The 17,656-nt window shown below is 66.5% G+C and carries 18 protein-coding genes; 10 read left to right on the top strand and 8 right to left on the bottom strand.

What is annotated here, in order from left to right:
- Window positions 1-18 precede the first annotated feature (18 nt).
- From acpS to rpoZ, 3 genes are all read right to left on the bottom strand, one after another.
- Window positions 19-453: a holo-ACP synthase gene (acpS, locus tag EDC31_RS04630; protein ID WP_042062035.1), complete on the bottom strand. Its 435-nt coding sequence runs from the start codon at window positions 451-453 to the stop codon at window positions 19-21.
- 2 nt (window positions 454-455) lie between these two features.
- Window positions 456-2,708, bottom strand: coding sequence for a RelA/SpoT family protein (locus tag EDC31_RS04625; protein WP_042062036.1), 2,253 nt, complete (start codon window positions 2,706-2,708; stop codon window positions 456-458).
- Window positions 2,709-2,786: 78 nt separating this feature from the next.
- Window positions 2,787-3,176 (bottom strand): DNA-directed RNA polymerase subunit omega, encoded by a 390-nt coding sequence (rpoZ, locus tag EDC31_RS04620; protein ID WP_042062038.1) that lies wholly within the window; start codon window positions 3,174-3,176, stop codon window positions 2,787-2,789.
- Window positions 3,177-3,397: 221 nt separating this feature from the next.
- Between rpoZ and EDC31_RS04615 the strand changes: the two genes are divergently transcribed.
- From EDC31_RS04615 to EDC31_RS04605, 3 genes are all read left to right on the top strand, one after another.
- Window positions 3,398-3,991 carry a LabA-like NYN domain-containing protein gene (locus EDC31_RS04615; RefSeq protein ID WP_042062041.1) on the top strand — a complete coding sequence of 198 codons (594 nt, stop codon included), beginning with the start codon at window positions 3,398-3,400 and terminating at the stop codon, window positions 3,989-3,991.
- 2 nt (window positions 3,992-3,993) lie between these two features.
- Window positions 3,994-4,581, top strand: coding sequence for a uracil-DNA glycosylase family protein (locus EDC31_RS04610; RefSeq protein WP_132126931.1), 588 nt, complete (start codon window positions 3,994-3,996; stop codon window positions 4,579-4,581).
- A 176-nt stretch (window positions 4,582-4,757) separates the two neighbouring features.
- Window positions 4,758-5,366, top strand: coding sequence for a superoxide dismutase (locus EDC31_RS04605; protein ID WP_042062044.1), 609 nt, complete (start codon window positions 4,758-4,760; stop codon window positions 5,364-5,366).
- Between the two features lie 76 nt (window positions 5,367-5,442).
- Here the strand turns inward: EDC31_RS04605 and yajC are convergent, their stop codons facing one another.
- Entirely contained in the window at window positions 5,443-5,745 is a 303-nt protein-coding gene (yajC, locus tag EDC31_RS04600; RefSeq protein ID WP_042062045.1) for a preprotein translocase subunit YajC, read from the bottom strand.
- A gap of 111 nt (window positions 5,746-5,856) precedes the next feature.
- Here yajC and EDC31_RS04595 point away from each other — a divergent pair, with 111 nt between their 5' ends.
- The 3 genes from EDC31_RS04595 (at window position 5,857) to EDC31_RS04585 (ending at window position 9,003) form a co-directional block, all read left to right on the top strand.
- Window positions 5,857-6,729 (top strand): ATP-binding protein, encoded by an 873-nt coding sequence (locus tag EDC31_RS04595; RefSeq protein ID WP_239641761.1) that lies wholly within the window; start codon window positions 5,857-5,859, stop codon window positions 6,727-6,729.
- A 178-nt stretch (window positions 6,730-6,907) separates the two neighbouring features.
- Window positions 6,908-8,044 carry an aromatic ring-hydroxylating oxygenase subunit alpha gene (locus EDC31_RS04590; RefSeq protein WP_081797923.1) on the top strand — a complete coding sequence of 379 codons (1,137 nt, stop codon included), beginning with the start codon at window positions 6,908-6,910 and terminating at the stop codon, window positions 8,042-8,044.
- A complete protein-coding gene (locus EDC31_RS04585) occupies window positions 8,041-9,003 on the top strand; it encodes a bifunctional GNAT family N-acetyltransferase/(deoxy)nucleoside triphosphate pyrophosphohydrolase (RefSeq protein ID WP_042062046.1) in 963 nt (320 codons plus the stop codon). The genes EDC31_RS04590 and EDC31_RS04585 overlap by 4 nt, the downstream gene beginning before the upstream one ends.
- Window positions 9,004-9,063: 60 nt before the next feature.
- Here the strand turns inward: EDC31_RS04585 and EDC31_RS04580 are convergent, their stop codons facing one another.
- On the bottom strand, window positions 9,064-9,993 hold the full coding sequence (locus EDC31_RS04580; RefSeq protein WP_042062047.1) for an SMP-30/gluconolactonase/LRE family protein: 930 nt from the start codon (window positions 9,991-9,993) through the stop codon (window positions 9,064-9,066).
- 125 nt (window positions 9,994-10,118) lie between these two features.
- On the opposite strand from EDC31_RS04580, the gene EDC31_RS04575 reads away from it, so the two are divergent.
- Both EDC31_RS04575 and EDC31_RS04570 read left to right on the top strand, forming a co-directional pair.
- Window positions 10,119-10,880, top strand: a complete 762-nt coding sequence (locus EDC31_RS04575; RefSeq protein WP_042062049.1) for a competence/damage-inducible protein A — start codon at window positions 10,119-10,121, stop codon at window positions 10,878-10,880.
- A 139-nt stretch (window positions 10,881-11,019) separates the two neighbouring features.
- Entirely contained in the window at window positions 11,020-12,183 is a 1,164-nt protein-coding gene (locus EDC31_RS04570; RefSeq protein ID WP_052512625.1) for a serine hydrolase domain-containing protein, read from the top strand.
- Window positions 12,184-12,208: 25 nt separating this feature from the next.
- Here the strand turns inward: EDC31_RS04570 and EDC31_RS04565 are convergent, their stop codons facing one another.
- The 3 genes from EDC31_RS04565 to EDC31_RS04555 form a co-directional block, all read right to left on the bottom strand.
- Window positions 12,209-13,168 (bottom strand): acetyl-CoA carboxylase carboxyltransferase subunit alpha, encoded by a 960-nt coding sequence (locus tag EDC31_RS04565; protein WP_042062051.1) that lies wholly within the window; start codon window positions 13,166-13,168, stop codon window positions 12,209-12,211.
- A gap of 85 nt (window positions 13,169-13,253) precedes the next feature.
- A complete protein-coding gene (locus tag EDC31_RS04560) occupies window positions 13,254-14,156 on the bottom strand; it encodes a tyrosine recombinase (RefSeq protein ID WP_042062053.1) in 903 nt (300 codons plus the stop codon).
- 21 nt (window positions 14,157-14,177) lie between these two features.
- Window positions 14,178-14,429, bottom strand: coding sequence for a hypothetical protein (locus EDC31_RS04555; RefSeq protein ID WP_052512626.1), 252 nt, complete (start codon window positions 14,427-14,429; stop codon window positions 14,178-14,180).
- 97 nt (window positions 14,430-14,526) lie between these two features.
- Here EDC31_RS04555 and aroB point away from each other — a divergent pair, with 97 nt between their 5' ends.
- Together aroB and EDC31_RS04545 are read left to right on the top strand one after the other, a co-directional pair.
- A complete protein-coding gene (aroB, locus tag EDC31_RS04550; RefSeq protein WP_052512627.1) occupies window positions 14,527-16,230 on the top strand; it encodes a 3-dehydroquinate synthase in 1,704 nt (567 codons plus the stop codon).
- A 282-nt stretch (window positions 16,231-16,512) separates the two neighbouring features.
- Entirely contained in the window at window positions 16,513-17,652 is a 1,140-nt protein-coding gene (locus tag EDC31_RS04545; protein WP_042062054.1) for an OmpA family protein, read from the top strand.
- The last annotated feature ends 4 nt before the right edge of the window (window positions 17,653-17,656 follow it).

Here is a 17,656-nt window from a genome sequence, read left to right as displayed (position 1 = left end):
TTCATGATGATCGGGGTTCTAGCCCATCACCGTGCCTGTGGCGATGCCCTCCGCCGGGAGCGCCTGAATCAGCACCTGCGCCATGGCGTAGGGCACTTCGTCGGTCATGGTCAGGACGATGCTCGCCTGCATCCGCGCGGGCACCAGCCGCCCGAGCGCCGCCCGCGCCCCGTTTGTCAGTTCCAGCATCGGCGCGCCGCCCGGGCGGTTTCGCACTCCGATGTCGCGCAGGAACACACCGTTGTTGAAGCCGGTTCCCAGCGCCTTGGCGCAGGCCTCCTTCGCCGCCCAGCGCTTGGCGTAGGTTCCGATCCGCGCCATCCCGCTCCGCCGATCCGCATAGGCGCGTTCGACAGGGGTGAAGGCGCGTTCGAGGAAACGGTCGCCGAAACGCGCGATGCTGCGTTCGATACGCCTGATGTCGCAGAGATCGGACCCCATGCCGAGAATCACGATCAGCCCTTCGCCCGCTCCACCTGCATCACCCCCTGCGCGGCGCGCAAGGCGGCGATCAGCGTGGCCAGATGACGCAGGTCGCGCACTTCCAGATCGACGAGAATCTCCATGAAATCGAGCTGACGGTTGACGATCTTGAGATTCAGCACGCTGCCGTGATGCTTGGAGGCCGTGTTGGTGAGCGTCGCCAGCACGGCAGGCTCGTTCACCGCCACCACGCTGACCCGCCCGACATGCGGCGCACCCGCATTGTCGCGCGCCAGCACCTCGTAATCCCAGTCGATCTCCAGAAAACGCTCGGGGCTGGCCGCGAAACTGCCGAGATTATGACAATCCCTCGTATGAATCGTGATTCCCTTGCCCTGCGCGATGATGCCGACGATCGGGTCCCCCGGCAGCGGATGGCAGCACCCGGCGAAATGCGTCGCAATCCCCGGCCCGACGCCGGTCAGCACCGCGCCCGCGCCGCCGGACCCCGAGGACCGGGTGCCGAGCGAACCCGTTCCCAGACGCGGCGGCAGGCCCGGCACCATGCGCGGCGCGCGAGGGGCCTGCCGCAGCTCGGGATAGGCCACGTTGACGACGTCGCGCGGACCGACCTGCCCGTTCCCGACCGCGACGTAGAGATCCTCGACCGTCGGCTGCCGCAGTTCCTTGAGGAGCGACTCCAGAACCTTCTCGCTGCCATCGACGCCTTCCTGACGGAAGGCCTTGGCCAGCGCGGCGCGACCGTTGTCGATATTGGTCTGGCGCTGCTGCAACGCCACATGACGGCGGATGCGCGCCCGCGCCTTGCCGGTCACGACGAACCGCTCCCAGGACGGCGAGGGCGTGCCGCCCCGCGCCGTCATGATCTCGACCTGATCGCCGTTCTGCAACTCGTGGCGCAGCGGCATCAGCCGCCCGTTGATCTTCGCGCCGACGCAGGTATCGCCGACCTGGCTGTGGACGGCATAGGCGAAATCGACCGGCGTCGCCCCGCGCGGCAGGGAGATCAACTGCCCCTTCGGCGTGAAGCAGAAGACCTGGTCCTGATAGAGTTCCAGCTTGGTGTTTTCGAGGAACTCGTCCGGCGCGTCGGAATCCTCGAGAATTTCGAGCAGATCCTGCACCCAGCGCAGCTTGTGCAGGCCCAGCGCCACCACTTCGCTGTCGCTCGCCGCGCCGCCTGGACGATCCTTGTAGGCCCAGTGCGACGCCACGCCGTTCTCGGCCAGATCGTGCATCTCCGGCGTGCGGATCTGCACCTCGATCTTCTGGTTGCGCGGATGACGCAGCGTCACCCCCGTATGAAGACTTTGATAGCCGTTCGCCTTGGGGGTGGAGATGTAATCCTTGAACCGCCCGGCGATCATCGGATAGGCGCCGTGGATCGCCCCCAGCGCCATGTAACAGGCATCGCGCGACGGCACGAGCACGCGAAAGGCCATGATGTCGGAAAGCTGTTCAAAGGCGACATTGCGCTTCTGCATCTTCGCCCAGATCGAATAGGGCGATTTCTCCCGCCCGGTGACTTCCATCACCTCGATGCCGGCATCCTTGCACAGATGCGCCAGCTCGCGCCGGATTTCCTCGATCACGTCGGCGCCGTGGCCGCGAAGATAGTTCAGCCGCGCGCGGATCGTCGCATCCGCCTCGGGTTCGAGCTGCGCGAAGGAGAGATTCTGAAGCTCGGTCTTGACCCGGTCCATGCCGATGCGCTCGGCCAGCGGCGCATAGATGTCCATGGTCTCGCGGGCGATGCGCTGCCGCCGGTCGGCGCGATCGACATAATGCAGTGTCCGCATGTTGTGCAGACGATCCGCCAGCTTGACGATGAGCACGCGGATATCGCGCGACATCGCCAGAACGAGCTTGCGGAAATTCTCGGCCTGTTTGGTGCGGCTCGATTGCAGTTCGAGCCGCGTCAGCTTCGTCACCCCGTCCACGAGCCCGGCGATGTCGTCGCCGAACTCCGCGCGCAGACGCTGGTGCGTAACGCCGGTATCCTCGACCGTGTCATGCAGCAGGCCGACGGCGATGGAGGCGGGGTCCATCCGGAAACCCGCGAGGATATTGGCCACCGCGACCGGATGCGTGATGTAGGGATCGCCGTTATCGCGTTCCTGCTTGCCGTGCGCCTCCTCGGCGACGGCAAAGGCGCGGCGGATGAGATCGAGATCGGCGTCCGGCGCATAGGCTTCGACGCGCCGCAGCAGCCCCGCGATAGAGACCCCCGAGGTCTGATCCCGGGGCGAGAGAGTCTCGGACATCAGCTCGCCACCTCCCTCACCCAGTTCAGACGCCTCCCCGTGCCGTCGAGTCCACGCCGCCGGACGCCGTCAGGCGGATCAGCGCCGCGCGCGCCCCTCATGGGCCAGGGCCTCGATCTCGTCCTGCGACAGCCCATCGGCCAGATGAGCCTGCTCCTCCTCGTTGGAGACGTCCTGAAGGCCGAAAATATTCTGATCCGTCGGGATCAGGTCCATGACTTCCTCATCCACCGGCTCCGGCTCCGGCGCACGGGCGAGCGAACGCACCAGCCCGTCCCGCAGGTTATCCAGCAGCACCGTCTCCTCGGCGATCTCGCGCAGGGCGACGACGGGGTTCTTGTCGTTGTCGCGATCCAGTGTCATCTCCTCACCGCGCGACAGGCCCCGCGCCCGCTGCGCGGCGAGCAGAACCAGCTCAAACCTGTTCGGAACCTTCTGGATGCAATCTTCGACAGTAACGCGCGCCATGACGGCCGACCCCCACACAACTCGACAAGCAAAGGATATAAGCGGCTGAGTGTACCACACAAGACCCGTCCGCGCAAACACGACTCGCCTCATTCCACATTCGGCGCCTCGCGCGTAAAGTCGCGTCTCCCATGCGCCGGGACATGTGTCGGGCGGTTTGGGCCGGGCTGCGTCATTCGCATTTCGAACATTTCATAAAATAAGATTTTGAAAGACATTTCATGCTGCACAAGGACGAACGCACCGTCGTCTTCATCGACGGCTCGAGCCTGTATTTCGCCGCGAAGGCTCTGGGATTTGATGTCGATTATCGCTCGCTGCTGGAGTATTTCCGCGAGCGCTGCCGCCTGCTGCGGGCCTGCTATTACGCGGCCCTGCCGGAAACGGAGGACTATTCCCCCCTCAAGCCGCTGACCGACTGGCTCGCCTATAACGGCTATATGCTGGTCACGAAAACCGCGCGGGAGTTTACGGATTATTCAGGACGTCGGCGTATCAAGGGCAACATGGATGTCGAACTGACCGTTGACCTGCTCGAACTCGCGGAGCGAATCGACCACGCCGTGATCTTTTCCGGCGACGCCGATCTGCGCCGCGCGGTCGAGGCCGTGCAGAGAAGGGGCGTGCGCGTGACCGCGATCTCATCCCTGCGCGCCTCGCCGCCGATGATCGGGGACGAGCTCCGTCGGCAGGTGGACCGATTCGTGGAACTCGGCGACGTGGCGCGTCATTTCACGCGCCAGCAACCCGAGTCCCGACCGCGGGCCATCCCCGTCCGGCATCCGGCCGACCTTCAAAGCGACGAGACGAGTTGACCGTGACCCAACCTCCCCCCCCTCTTTCCTCGACTCCACCCTCTCCGGCCTGGATCGCGCGCAGTCCCTCGGGACATGACGCTCCCTTTCCGCAGGAGGCCAGCGGGGTGGAACTCGTTCTCGTGACGCTGGGCAGCCTGCCCCCCGGCCGCCACAAGGCGCTGCTCGACATGCTGGAGACGCACGGTCTGGCCTGCGGCGGAAAGGGCGCCCCGACGGAGCTTCTCAGCCTGTCGCCATCGGCGGATGCGCGCCCGATCCCCATGCGCATCCCCGACCCGGACCGTGCACTTCTGCGCAGTCAGCTCGGCGTCATGCCTGATCTGCGAGTCGCTCTCGCTCTCGGGGTGACGGCCCATCTGGCACTGCTGGAGGCGTGTGGCATGCCGCTGCATCGCGTGCCCTTCCGGCCCGGCCGGATGATCACGCTGCCCGACGGATTGATCCTCGCCGACAATCCGCACCCGCTCCAGCCGCGCGCTCTGGCGGCGCTGCGCCCGCTTCTGCTCCGCATCGCCACCGTGCTCGGCCGCGCCGTGCCCGATCACCCCTTGCCCGGCGACGTCCCTCTGCCCGCCGTTACCGCATGAGCGCGATGGCGTCCATGCCCCAGGCTTACGCCGCGCCGTGCAACGCGGCCGGCCCGCAAACGTTATCACGCCCGGAGCAGGTTGCGCTTGACGGATCGCGCCCGCATCCATAGCTGCCAGAGGACAGGCACCGGCATTCCCGCCGCGCGCCGGATTGAGCAAATGGAGAGGCGTCCATGGCCTTCGAACTTTCTCCCCTCCCTTACGCCTATAACGCGCTGGCAGCCGCCGGCATGTGCCAGGAAACGCTCGAACTGCATCACGACAAGCACCATCAGGCCTATGTCACGGCGCTGAACGGCTTCGTCGAAAGCAAGCCGGAGCTTCAGGGCAAGAGCCTCGAAGAGATCATCCTCTCGGTGAAGGGTGACGCCGCCCTGGCCCCGGTCTTCAACAATGCCGGCCAGAACTGGAACCATATCCTGTTCTGGAAGAATCTTTCGCCCACGGGCGGCAAGGTGCCGACGAAGCTCGCAAGCAAGATCGACGAGGATTTCGGCAGCCTCGACGCCTTCAAGACCGCCTTCAAACAGGCCGCCACCACGCAGTTCGGCTCCGGCTGGGCCTGGCTCGTCCTGTCCCCTGCGGGCAAGCTGATCGTCACCAAGACGGCGAACGGCTCCAACCCCCTCGCCGAAGGTCAGGGTCGCGCGCTGCTGGGCCTCGATGTGTGGGAGCACGCCTACTATCTCGATTTCCGGAACCGCCGCCCGGATTACATCACCAACTATCTGGACAAGCTCGCGAATTACGAATTCGCCGAAGCCGAACTCGCCGCGGCGTAAGCCCGCACCCGTCAAGCCGGCCTGATCTGGACCGAAGCGCGGGAGGACCGCCCCCGCGCTTCACCTGCCCCCGGACTCACTGCTTGCCGGTATCGGCCGGAGCCTTCCCGCTGCTCGACAGCACGCTGGCGATACTGTCGCGCGCGACCTGCACCTTCACGCCGGGCGCGATTTCGACATCCACCTCGCTGCTGCCCTCGCGGGCGAGCTGGACGGTGCCGATGAGACCGCCCGACGTCTTGATGCGGTCGCCGCGCCGGAGAGCATTGAGTTGCGCGCGCAATTCGCGCTGCTTGCTCTGTTGCGGGCGGATGAGAACGAAATAAAAGACGACGAACACGAGGATCATCGGCAGGAACGATATAATCCCGCTGTTCATGATGCGCTTTCAGCCCGTGAGGGACGGTTGGGAGAGGGGCGACTTGCCCCGACCGGTTGCGGACCATAATTTCCGCAGCGATCTCGTCAAGCCAAGGAGAAGACCGCCACAATGGAACTGGGCTGGATGGAACAACTTGCCGAACATACCGCGCGCATCGCGGCGGCGCTCGACCGCATCGCGCCGATGCCCCCGACCTCGGAATGGCTAAGCCAAGCCGACGCCTTCGTGTGGCAGGGCGATTCGGGCGGACTCGTCCCGGTCGCTCAGGTCGCCGGAGTTCCCCTCGGCCTGTTGCGCGGCATCGAGCGTCAGACCCGGCTGGTGCTGGAGAACACGCGCCATTTCGCCGCCGGGCGTCCCGCCAACAACGTCATGATCTGGGGCGCGCGCGGCATGGGCAAATCCTCGCTCGTCAAGGCCGCACACGACGCCGTCAATCGCGAAACGCCTCACGCCCTTGTGTTGGTGGAAATCCAGCGCGACGAGCTCGCCACTCTCCCGCGCCTGCTCGCTCTCCTCCGCGCCTCCGACCGCCGCTTCCTCGTCTTCTGCGACGATCTTTCCTTCGAGAGTCAGGACGCGGACTACAAATCACTGAAATCGGTGCTCGATGGCGGGATCATGGGCCGCCCGGCCAACGTGCTCTTCTACGCCACATCGAATCGCCGGCATCTCATGCCGCGCGACGCGGTGGAGAACGAATCCGGCTCCGCGCTGAATCCGCATGAAGCGGTCGAGGAGAAAGTCTCCCTGTCGGACCGCTTCGGCCTCTGGATCGGCCTGCACGGCGCGGGTCAGGACATCTATCTCGCGATCGTGGACGCCTATGCCCAGGCGCGGGCCCTGCCCGTCGCGCGGGAAACGCTGCATCGCCGCGCCGTGCAGTGGGCGCTCGAACGCGGCAGCCGCTCGGGGCGGGTTGCCGCGCAGTTCATCGACGCGCTGACGGCCGAACTCGCCGTCGAAACGCCGTCACCGTGACCGGGCGACGCAATATCGCGAGACGGCCCCCATCCCGACCTTGCGCATGAGGCCGCGATCTCCTTTGATGGGCCCGCTTCCGGGAGCGCCGCCCGTCACTCACTCGACAGGCCCCCATGACCGGACGTGAATGGACCGGAACCCGCCATTCCGGCGGCGTTCTTCGCGAAGGAAGATCATGATCCAGAACCTTGCCGTCGAGAACGTGCATCCGCTCCACACCTCCGGGCAGCGGGAAGACGACAGGTCTTCGCATGGGATCGACCTGCGGCGCGTGCGCAGCAATCCGGATCACTGGTATCCCGTCGCCTGGTCGCGGGAACTCCGGCGCGGCAAGACGCTGGGCACGCGCTATGCGAGCCATCCCATCGCCCTCGTCCGCCCGCAGGAAGGGCCGGTCTTCGCGCTGGAGGATCGGTGCGCGCATCGGCAGGTGCCGCTGAGCAAGGGCGTGGTCGAGGGCGAGGCGGTGAAATGCTGCTATCACGGCTGGGCCTATGGCCGGTCGGGCCGCTGCATCGACGTCCCCTATCTCGGCAAGGGCAAGCTGCCCAACGGTGTAAAGACCTATCCCTGCCGCGAGAAGGACGGGCTGATCTTCGTGTTTCCGGGCGATCCGGCGAAGGCGGAAACCACGCCCCTGCCCGCGCTCGGCCGCGCCGCCGACGCGGAATACAAGACCCGCCGCTTCGGCAAGCTCGTCCGCTGTCACTACAGTTTCATGCATGAGAACCTGATGGATATGAACCATCAGTTCATGCACTCCAAGCAGATGGGCATGATGAAGCCGCGCTATCTCGGCGGCAGGGACGAGCCCGATCTCGTCGAGGCGCGCTACAGCTTCGCCCGTACAGGCGGCAAGCAGCCTCTGGGTGAAGCGCTGGTCTTCGGCGAACGGCGCGGCACGGCGGAGAAGGACCAGCACCGCGACGTCATGACGATCCGCACGGAATATCCCTACCAGACACTGCGGATCGCCACCGGCGACGCCCCGCCGGTCATGGATCTCTGGATCGTCTATACCCCGCAGGACGCGGAGGAACTCACCAGCCGCGTGTTCGGCCTGCTTTCCATCCGCCGTCCGAAACTCAAGGGCGCGCTGGAACTCGCCTGGCCGCTCTTCATCTGCTTCACCAACCGCATCTTCGCCGAGGATCGCGAGATCGTCGAGCTTGAGCAACAGGCCTGGCGCGAACTGGGCGGAGACAGGAATCAGGAGGTCTTCCCCGTCATCAACACGTTGCGCGCCCTGCTGCGCCGCTGCGGCGTTCCTCCGGCCGGCACCCCTGTCCGCGAGGACGCCGCCACGCCGTGAGCCCGACCCTCTCCGCCGGCCCCCTCACCCTGCGCGCATTGCAAGAGACCGACGCCGCCGACCTGCATCGCCTCATCAACGACTGGAGCGTGGTGCGGATGCTCAGCCGCCCGCCCTTCCCCTATCCGCGCGATCTCGCCGACGCCTGGATCGCCGATACGCGCCGTCAGGCCGGGGAGGGCAGCGCGTTCCATTTCGCCGTCATCCGCGACGACGCGCTGATCGGCTGCGTGGGGGTCTCCCTCGACAGGTCACGCCGGGAAGCCAACCTCGGCTATTGGCTGGGGCGCGACCATTGGGGGCAGGGGCTGGCGACGCTCGCCGCCGGGCGCGCCGCGCGCTGGGCCATGGCCAGCCTGCCGATCGAGCGGCTCACGGCCTTCGTGGCATTCGACAATCCCGCCTCGGCCGCCGTCCTGCGCCGGATCGGCTTCAGCGACAGCGGCCAGGGCCGTCAGCCCTTTCTCTCGCGCGGCGGCGATCATCCCGTCACGCTCTTCACGGCCACCCGCGACGCCATCACGCCGGAACCCGCCCCCGCGGAGCCGGCGGCGACGCCGCGCCGCACCCTGCTCGTCGTCGCCGCCGCATTGATCGACAGTGCTCAGCGCGTCCTTCTCGCCCGCCGTCCGGAGGGAAAGCCTCTCGCCGGTCTCTGGGAATTTCCCGGCGGCAAGGTCGAGGCGCAGGAAAGCCCGGAACAGGCGCTGATCCGCGAGTTCCGCGAGGAACTCGGCGTCGATCTGGCGGCGAACTGCGTGGCTCCCTTCACCTTCGTCTCGCAGGATTGCGGTCGCTTTCACCTGATGATGCCGCTCTATCTCTGCCGCCGCTGGCATGGCGTTCCGCAGCCGCGCGAAGGCCAGGAACTCGCCTGGGTAGACGCCTCCAGATTGGAGGACTACCCCATGCCGGAGCCGGACAAGCCGTTGATTCCGCTGCTTCGGGAGTTGCTCTAGCAGCCCCGACCGGCCTGAATTCCGGGTGGGAGGAGCGTGCCCTGACGCGGGGCTCCTCCCTTATCCCGCCAAAGGACGGTCGCCCGTGGGAAGCCCGTGACCCGCCTGCATGCTGAAGCTGCGCTGCACCTGTCCCGGCACGGTGACGCGAAAGGTGAACACGCCTCCGGCCGTGGGCTCCCGCGCCGCCTGCTCCGGCGTGAGATCGCGCCGCGCCGTGGTCACGTAGGCGGTGCGCCCGTCCTCCCCGCCCAGCGCCAGCTTGGTGACATACGTGCAGGGAAACGGCACCACATCCGTCACCGACCCGTCCGGCGCGAAACGCATCGCCCTGCCGCCGCCGAAGACGCAGCACCACAGTCCCCCTTCGGAATCCGCCGTGATGCCGTCCGGATATCCCTGCTCCAGCCGGGCGAAGAGCCGCTTTTCCACCAGTCGACCGTCATCGGCGATGTCGAAGGCGTAAATCGTCTGACGGGACGAATCGCAGGCATAAAGCGTCCGCCCGTCCGGCGAGACGGCCGGACCGTTGGAGACGACATAGCCCTGATCATACCGGGTGACGCGCAACGTCCCGTCCCTCGCGGCGATGCCGTAGATCCCGCCGGACGCCTCCTGCTCGGCATCATCCATCGAGCCGAACCAGATACGCCCGAGCGCATCCACCGTCCCGTCATTCAGCCGGTTGCCCGGCAGGTCGGCTTCCACGGTATGTGGCGGGGAAAACAGACCCGTCACGGGATCGAAGCGGCGCAGGCCATCCGGCATGCCGCAGAGGAACGCTCCGTCTTCCAACGGCAGGAGAAAAGCCACCCGGTCCGGTGCGTTCCATGTGCGGTGCGCCCCGCTTCCCGGCTCGAAGCGGTGAATCCTCGCCTGCGGAATATCGACGAACCAGACCGTCCCGTCCCGCGGCAGCCAGACCGGCCCCTCCCCCAGAACCGCCTTGAGATCAAGCACGCAACGCGGCGCAGCCCTGTTCTCCACCATCGACCACCCTTTCACGACCGGACCCCGCCGTCGCCATATGCCACCGTCGCCGCATGATTGAACCCCGCGCGGGAGACGCCTACCCTCCCCATTCTGGCTCCATCATCGCTCCGGGACAACGCATCATGACCGTCACCGCCTGCCTGCTCGTCATCGGCAACGAAATCCTTTCGGGGCGGACCCAGGACGCCAATATCCGCTTTCTGGCCATGGGTCTGGGCGAAATCGGCATCGCTCTGGACGAAGTGCGCGTGATCCCCGACCGGCGGGACCGCATCGTCAACACCATCGTCGACTGCCGCGCCCGGTTCGATCACGTTTTCACGACCGGCGGCATCGGCCCCACCCATGACGACATCACCGCCGCCTGCGTGGCCGAGGCGGTCGGCCTCCCGCTCGAAATCCATGAAGAAAGCTTCCGTCTGCTTCAGGACGCGATCGGACGCGACAAATTCAACGCCGCCCGCCAGCGCATGGCCATGCTGCCGCGCGGCGCGGCGCCCATTCCGAACGCGGTCTCCGTGGCGCCGGGTTTTTCCATCGCCAATATCCACGTCCTGGCAGGCATTCCCCGCGTCATGCAGGCCATGTTCCGCGCGCTGGCCCCGACATTGAAGGGCGGCGCTCCGCTGGTCTCCGCCGCGTGGCATGCCGTCGGCCTGCGCGAAGGCACGCTTGCCGACGGTTTCGCCGCTCTTCAGGACGCATTCCCTGACCTTGATCTCGGCTCCTATCCTTTCGAACGCCCCGACGGCCAGCGCGGCGCCAGTCTCGTCGCCAAAGGATATGACGCCCAACGCGTCGCGGCAGCCGCCGACCGCATCCGCGACCTCATCGCCACGCTGGGTCACGTGCCGATCTCCGGCGAACCGGCCGATACGATTTAGAAATCTCCCGTTCCGCCGCGAACGGGAGATACGTGTTCCTCGCCCCGAATCGGCGCGGGCTGGTCAGGACCACCAGATTCAAATTACAATCCCGTAAAAAAGTGGAAAGCTCCGCAAACGTACGGGAAAGGAATGTGCCATGCTCTGGCGGCTCGTCGCTCTCGCCGGATTTTTCGTCGTCACCACTCCCGGCGCTGTCGCGGCCCCGGTTTCCGTCAATGACCAGACGGTGCGCGAGCGCATCATCCAGGCCGTCGCCCATGAAAGGCAGGTCTATGGCGCGGGCGGAACGGTCCCCGGCGTGCTCGTCGGCGTATGGGACGGGTCCGGCCATTCATTCGTCAAGGGATTCGGCAAAAGCGACCTCAAATCCGGCGCGCCGTTCAGCCCCGATGACTATGTGCGCATCGGAAGCAATACGAAAACCTTTATCGTGACCGTTCTGCTGCAACTGGTCGACGAAGGCAGGCTGTCCCTCGACGATCCGCTCAGCCGGTTCGATATCGGCGTGAAGGTGCCCGACGCCGATCACATGACGATCCGTCAGCTTTGCCAAATGCGCAGCGGCCTGTTCGAGGTCTATGACGTTCCGCAGTTGAAAGAGGACGTACCGCCGGATTCACAATGGAACCCGCGCCAGCTCGTCCGCTGGGCCGTGCAGCAGAAGCCGGTTTTCGCACCCGGCAAGGGATATCATTACAGCAACACGAATTATCTTCTTCTCGGCCTCGTCATCGAGTCCGTGACCGGCCACAGCGTCAAATCCGAGGTGGAAGATCGCCTGCTCAAGCCATTCGGCCTTGCGCGCACCTTCTACCCGGCGACGATGGAGATGCCCACGCCCTGGGCGCACGGCTATGCGGCCGGTTCCCCGCATTCAACATGGAAGGACGTCAGCAACACCGTCCCCGTTTCCCTCATGGAGGCGGCTGGAAACATGATTTCCGACCTGGAGGACATGCGTCACTGGGTCGATCTCTACGTGAGGGGCAAGACCAACAGCCCAGCCACCCAGAAGGAGAGACTGCAATGCCTGCCGACCGGCCAGGGCGATCTGGGATTCGGCCTCGGGATCGGCTGCGGAAACGGCTGGTTCGGCTACACGGGCGGCCTGCCCGGCTATAACACCGCGGCCTGGCTCAACCCTGAAAGCAACGTGACCGCCCTCGTCTTCGTGACGGATCAGGCCGCCAAACCCGCGCCCGGCGTGGCGAACGCCATCCTGCGGGACATCGCGCAAATCGTGACGCCCGGCCATGTCCCGTTCGACGAAAGCGACACAGGCGCCAAGAGCGGCCTCTGACCGCCGCCTCTCGTCGAAGGCGGGGTCAGGCCGCCCCGTCGCGTCCCATCGCCAGGAACTTCTCGCGTCGCCGCATCACCAGCGCCGACGCGTCCACCCCGACCAGATCCGGCAGTTCCGCCGCGATCGCGTCGCCCACCGCGGCGATGACCTCCTGCGGCAGCCGCTGCGCGCCGCCCACCGGCTCGGGGATGATCCGGTCGATCAGCTTGAGCGCCAGCAAATCCTGCGCCGTGATCTTCAGAGCCTCGGCCGCGGCCGGCGCCTGCTTGGGATCGCGCCAGAGAATCGAGGCCGCGCCCTCAGGCGAGATCACCGAGTAGATCGAATGTTCGAGCATGAACACGCGATCGCCCGCCGCAAGCGCCACCGCGCCGCCCGAGCCGCCCTCGCCGATGATGGTGGCGATGACGGGCACGGGCGCGCGCAGCACCGTATCCGTCGAACGCGCGATGGCCTCCGCCTGGCCCCGCTCCTCCGCGTCGATTCCGGGCCATGCGCCCGCCGTGTCCACGAAGGTCAGCACCGGCAGGCCGAACCGCCCGGCAAGCTGGACGAGGCGTTGCGCCTTGCGATAGCCCTCCGGCCGCGCCATGCCGAAATTATGGTTCAGCCGCGACTCCATGTCGAAGCCGCGCTCGGTCCCGATGACCATGACCGGCGTGCCGCGAAACCGCGCCAGCCCGCCGACGACCGCCCGGTCCTCATGCCCCAGACGATCTCCGGCCAGCGGCGTGTAGTCCGTCAGCAGTTCGCGGAAATAATCCAGCGTCTTGGGCCGCTGCGGGTGACGGGCGACCTGCACCTTCTGCGCCGCCGTCAGCTTCGCATATGCCGCGCGGAGCTGCCTGTCGGCCTTTTCCGAAAGTTTGGCCACCTCGTCGGCGATGTTGATGCCGTCACCGTCCTGCCCCACCTGACGCAGTTCGGCGATCTTGTTTTCCAGCTCGGCGACCGGCTTTTCGAAATCGAGATATTGACGCATGGGGTGCGCAGATAGCACGCCCTCCCCTCGTTCAACAATCCGTCCCGTCTTCCCGATGTGACTCCCGGGCTTCCGGACCGAGACGCTACCCGTTCCCCAGCGGATGATGACGTGCCACGGCGTGGCGCAGCCGCTCGTTCATGACGTGAGTGTAGATCTGCGTCGTCGCGATGTCCGCATGGCCGAGCAGCATCTGCAAGGCCCGCAGATCCGCCCCCCGATCGAGCAGATGGCTCGCGAAGGAGTGACGCAGGACGTGCGGCGTCACCCGGTCCGGATCGAGTCCCGCCAGGAGAGCCGCCTGCCGCAGGATCTTGTCGAATCCCTGCCGGGTCAGCGGCCGCGACGGATCGCGCCCGGGAAACAGCCACGGACTGCCGAGCCCCCGATCATGCCGCGCCAACGCCAGCGCCGCCTCCCGCGCGCCGTCGGACACCGGCACCAGCCGTTCCCGGCCGCCCTTGCCCCGCACCAGCACCATCGGCGCGGCGCTGCGGGACAACGAGGACGGCAGGGACAGCAGTTCGGAAATCCGCAGCCCGGTCACATAGAGCAGCTCGATCGCCGCCCGGGCGACCAGATCGCGACGCGGATCCTCATGCCCGACGGACCCGTCCTCGATCAGCCGCGCCACCTCCGCTTCCGACAGCACCTTCGGCAGGGCCGGCGCCAGTTTCGGCGCGCGCTCCCGCGCCGTCGGATCGTCGGACCGCCGTTCCTCGCGCAGAAGAAAGCGATAGAACTGCCGCAGGCAGGAGAGACGCCGCGCGGCCGTCCGGGCCGACACCCCTTCTTCCGCCAAGCGCGCCATATACCCCTGCACGCACCCCGCATCCGCGCGGATCAGCGCGTGATCGGTCTCAAGCCCGCGCCCCACGCAATAGGCGGCGAAGGCGCGCAGATCCGCCGCATAGGCGGCGCGCGTCCGCGGCGCGGCATTGCGCGTCGCCGCCATCATTTCCAGGAACGCCTCGACATGCCGGTCCATTTCCCGCCGTCTTGAAGACGTTCAGTGCCCCGCGCCCGGTTGCGCGGCGGCAGGTTGTGCGGCGGGAGCGGGCGGCAACGGCAGGGCGGGCAGGGTCGCCTGAGGCAGAGTCGCCTGAGCGGGCGCGACGAAGCGCTCCGGCGGCAGATCATGATGGACCATCTGCGGCACCGGCGGCGTTCCGGGCGCGCCGAGCCACAGGAAGCCGCCGCCGATCACCAGCAGGAACAACGCGCCGAGTCCGGCGGCGACTTTGAGCGGGGTGAGAGTCATGACGGCTCCGAAAGAATGGACTGGTTCAGACAATTGGGCTGGTTCAGGCAAATGCCGCACATGGCAGCCGGATTTCCTCTATGGTAAGGCTTGACGAATGTCACGCCCCGTCACCCCGACCGCCGCATCCGAGCAGCGTCACCTGACCGAAGCCGCCCTGAGGGCCCTCCCGCAGAGCGGAATCCTCGTGCTGGTCGGCCTCATGGGCGCGGGCAAGACCACCATCGGCCGCCGCGTCGCCGCGCGTCTCGGCCTGCCGTTCATCGACGCGGACAGCGAGATCGAACACGCGGCAGGCTGCTCCATTCCCGAGATTTTCGCGCGTCTCGGCGAGCCGGCCTTCCGCGACGGCGAGCGCCGCGTCATCCTGCGCCTACTCAACGGGCCGCCCTGCGTCCTCGCCACCGGCGGCGGGGCCTATATGGACGCGCGGACGCGCGAAGCGATCCGGAGCCGCTCCCGCTCGCTCTGGCTGCGCGCGACGCTGCACGTGCTCACCCGGCGCCTTAGCGGGCGCGCCGGCCGGCCTCTGCTCGCCCAGGGCGATCCGGCCACCATCCTCGCCGACCTTCAGGCGAAACGGCATCCCTTCTATGCTGAGGCAGACATCATCGTGAATTGCGGAGACGACAGCGTGGACCTCAGCGCCCAGCGTGTGCTCGAGGCCCTCGCGCGCTACGACCATCCCGTGCGCGTTCCGGTGGAACTCGACGCGCATCGTTATGACGTCATCATCGGGCCGGACGTGATCTCCCGCGCCGGCGCGCTGATCGCGCCCGTCCTGCCGCAGAAGCGCGCCGTCGTCATCACGGATGAGCATGTCGCCGCGCTGCATCTCCCGCGTCTCGCCGCGTCGCTGGACGCCACCGGCGTCGCCGTGACGACCCATGTCGTTCCGCCCGGGGAGGACTCCAAGTCCCTCGCCCGCTACGGCGCGCTGGTGGATGCGATCGTCAGCGAGGGAATCGAGCGCCACACGACCGTCATCGGCTTCGGCGGCGGAGTGGTGGGCGATCTCGCCGGTTTCGTCGCCGCGACGGCCCTGCGCGGCGTGCCCTTCATACAGATTCCGACGACCCTCCTGTCGCAGGTGGACAGTTCGGTTGGCGGAAAGACGGGCGTCAACGCCTTGGGGGGCAAGAATTTGATCGGGGCCTTCTACCAGCCGCGGATGGTGCTGGCCGACACCTCCGCCCTGGCCACCCTGCCGCCGCGTGAACGACTCGCGGGCTATGCCGAGATCGTCAAGGCCGGGCTGATCGACGGGCAGGCGTTCTTCTCCTGGTGCGAGGCGAACGGCGCCGCTGTTCTCTCGGGCGATCCCGAGGCCCAGATCGAGGCCGTGCGCCGCGCCTGCGCCTTCAAGGCCGCCGTGGTGCAGGCCGACGAGCACGAGCAGGCGGCGGAGGGAGGCCGCGCCCTGCTCAATCTCGGCCACAGCTTCGGCCACGCGCTGGAAGCCTGGTTCGGCTATGACGGGCGGCTTCTCCATGGCGAGGCCGTATCCATCGGCCTGCACCTCGCCACCGCGTTTTCGGTATCGCTCGGCATTTGCCCGCCCCATGTACTGGCGCGCCTGGATTCGCATCTGCGCGACAACGGGATGCCCGCGGGACTGGACTGGCTCCCTCTCCAACTGAGCGCGGACTGGCTGGTCGCCGCCATGGGACGCGACAAGAAAATGCGCGACGGTCGTCTTGCGCTCGTCCTTATTCAGGACATCGGCGACTGTTTTACCACCCGCGATATCTCCATGGATCAGGTCCGCACCTTCCTGCGGACCGAAGGATGCAGCGTCTGAAATATATTTTCTCAAATAGTCATCCGGTTCGACTGGCGTCACGAACCGGCTCCGGGTAGAGAGACAGCGTGCCCCGATAGGGCGTTCGTCTTCTCGCCGGAATAAACTGTTGCAGTTTGGCCACGGGTCGTCAGGTAATGACCCGTATGGCCCGCAATCAGCTTTCACCGGAGGAACCGGGCGATCTATACGCACTTATGCATCACGCTGAGGCTGTTGCCCGCGTCCCGCCAGGGACAATGACGGCAGTCTCGAATGGATGAATTATTGAGGACAAAATAGATGCGTCTCCGCACTGCACTTCTTGCGATGACGTCCCTGGCGGTCGCTCCGGCGGTCGCCTCGGCGAGCACCATAACCGGCCCCTACGTCGATCTCGGCGGCGGCTATAACCTGGTCCAGCAGCAGCACACCCATTTCTCGCCGACGACCGAAGCCGACGGCTCGACGGGTAACGGCGGGACGTCGTCACGCTACCGTCCGAAGGACGGCTTCACGGGCTTCGGCTCGTTCGGCTGGGGCTTCGGCAACGGCCTGCGTGTGGAAATCGAGGGTGTCTATAACTACAACAATTTCAACCACCGCCGTCCCACCTGGGGCAATGGCACGACGAGCGGCCATTCCGACTCCTACGGCGGTTTCGTGAACGTCCTCTATGACATCGATCTGGCCCGGTTCGGCATCAACGTGCCGGTCACGCCCTTCGTCGGCGTCGGCGCCGGCTACCTGTGGCAGCACTACAGCCCGCTCACCACGGCCTACACCAACGGTGCCGTGAACCGCATGGGCGGCACCAACGGCAGCTTCGCCTATCAGGGCATCGTCGGTGCGGCCTATGACATTCCGAACGTGCCGGGCCTGGCTCTCGAAGTCGAATACCGCATGATCGGCCAGACGTTCTACAACGGCGCCTACAACTCGACGTCGTGGAACAGCACCGGCGTGCACAAGGGCAATGCCGATATCAACGAGAACTTCAGCCACCAGTTCATTCTGGGTCTGCGTTACGCGTTCAACACGGCTCCGCCGCCGCCGCCGCCGGCTCCCGTCGTCGTGCCGCCGGCTCCGGCTCCGGCCCGCACCTACCTGGTGTTCTTCGACTGGGACAAGTCGAACCTGACCCCGCGCGCTCGTGAGATCGTCGCGCAGGCCGCCCAGGCTTCGACCCACGTCCAGACGACGCGCATCGAGGTCAACGGCTACACCGACAACTCGGCGGCCCATCCCGGTCCGCGTGGTGAGCGCTACAACATGGGTCTGTCGATCCGTCGCGCCCAGTCCGTCAAGGCCGAGCTGATCCGCGATGGCGTTCCCGCCACGGTGATCGACATCCACGGCTATGGCGAATCGCACCCGCTGGTGCCGACGGGCCCGAACACCCGCGAGCCGCAGAACCGTCGCGTCGAAATCATCCTTCGCTGATCGC

The organism is Acidomonas methanolica, assembly GCF_004346035.1.
In the GTDB taxonomy this organism is placed as follows: domain Bacteria; phylum Pseudomonadota; class Alphaproteobacteria; order Acetobacterales; family Acetobacteraceae; genus Acidomonas; species Acidomonas methanolica.
This window is presented reverse-complemented; position numbering and strand designations above follow the sequence as displayed.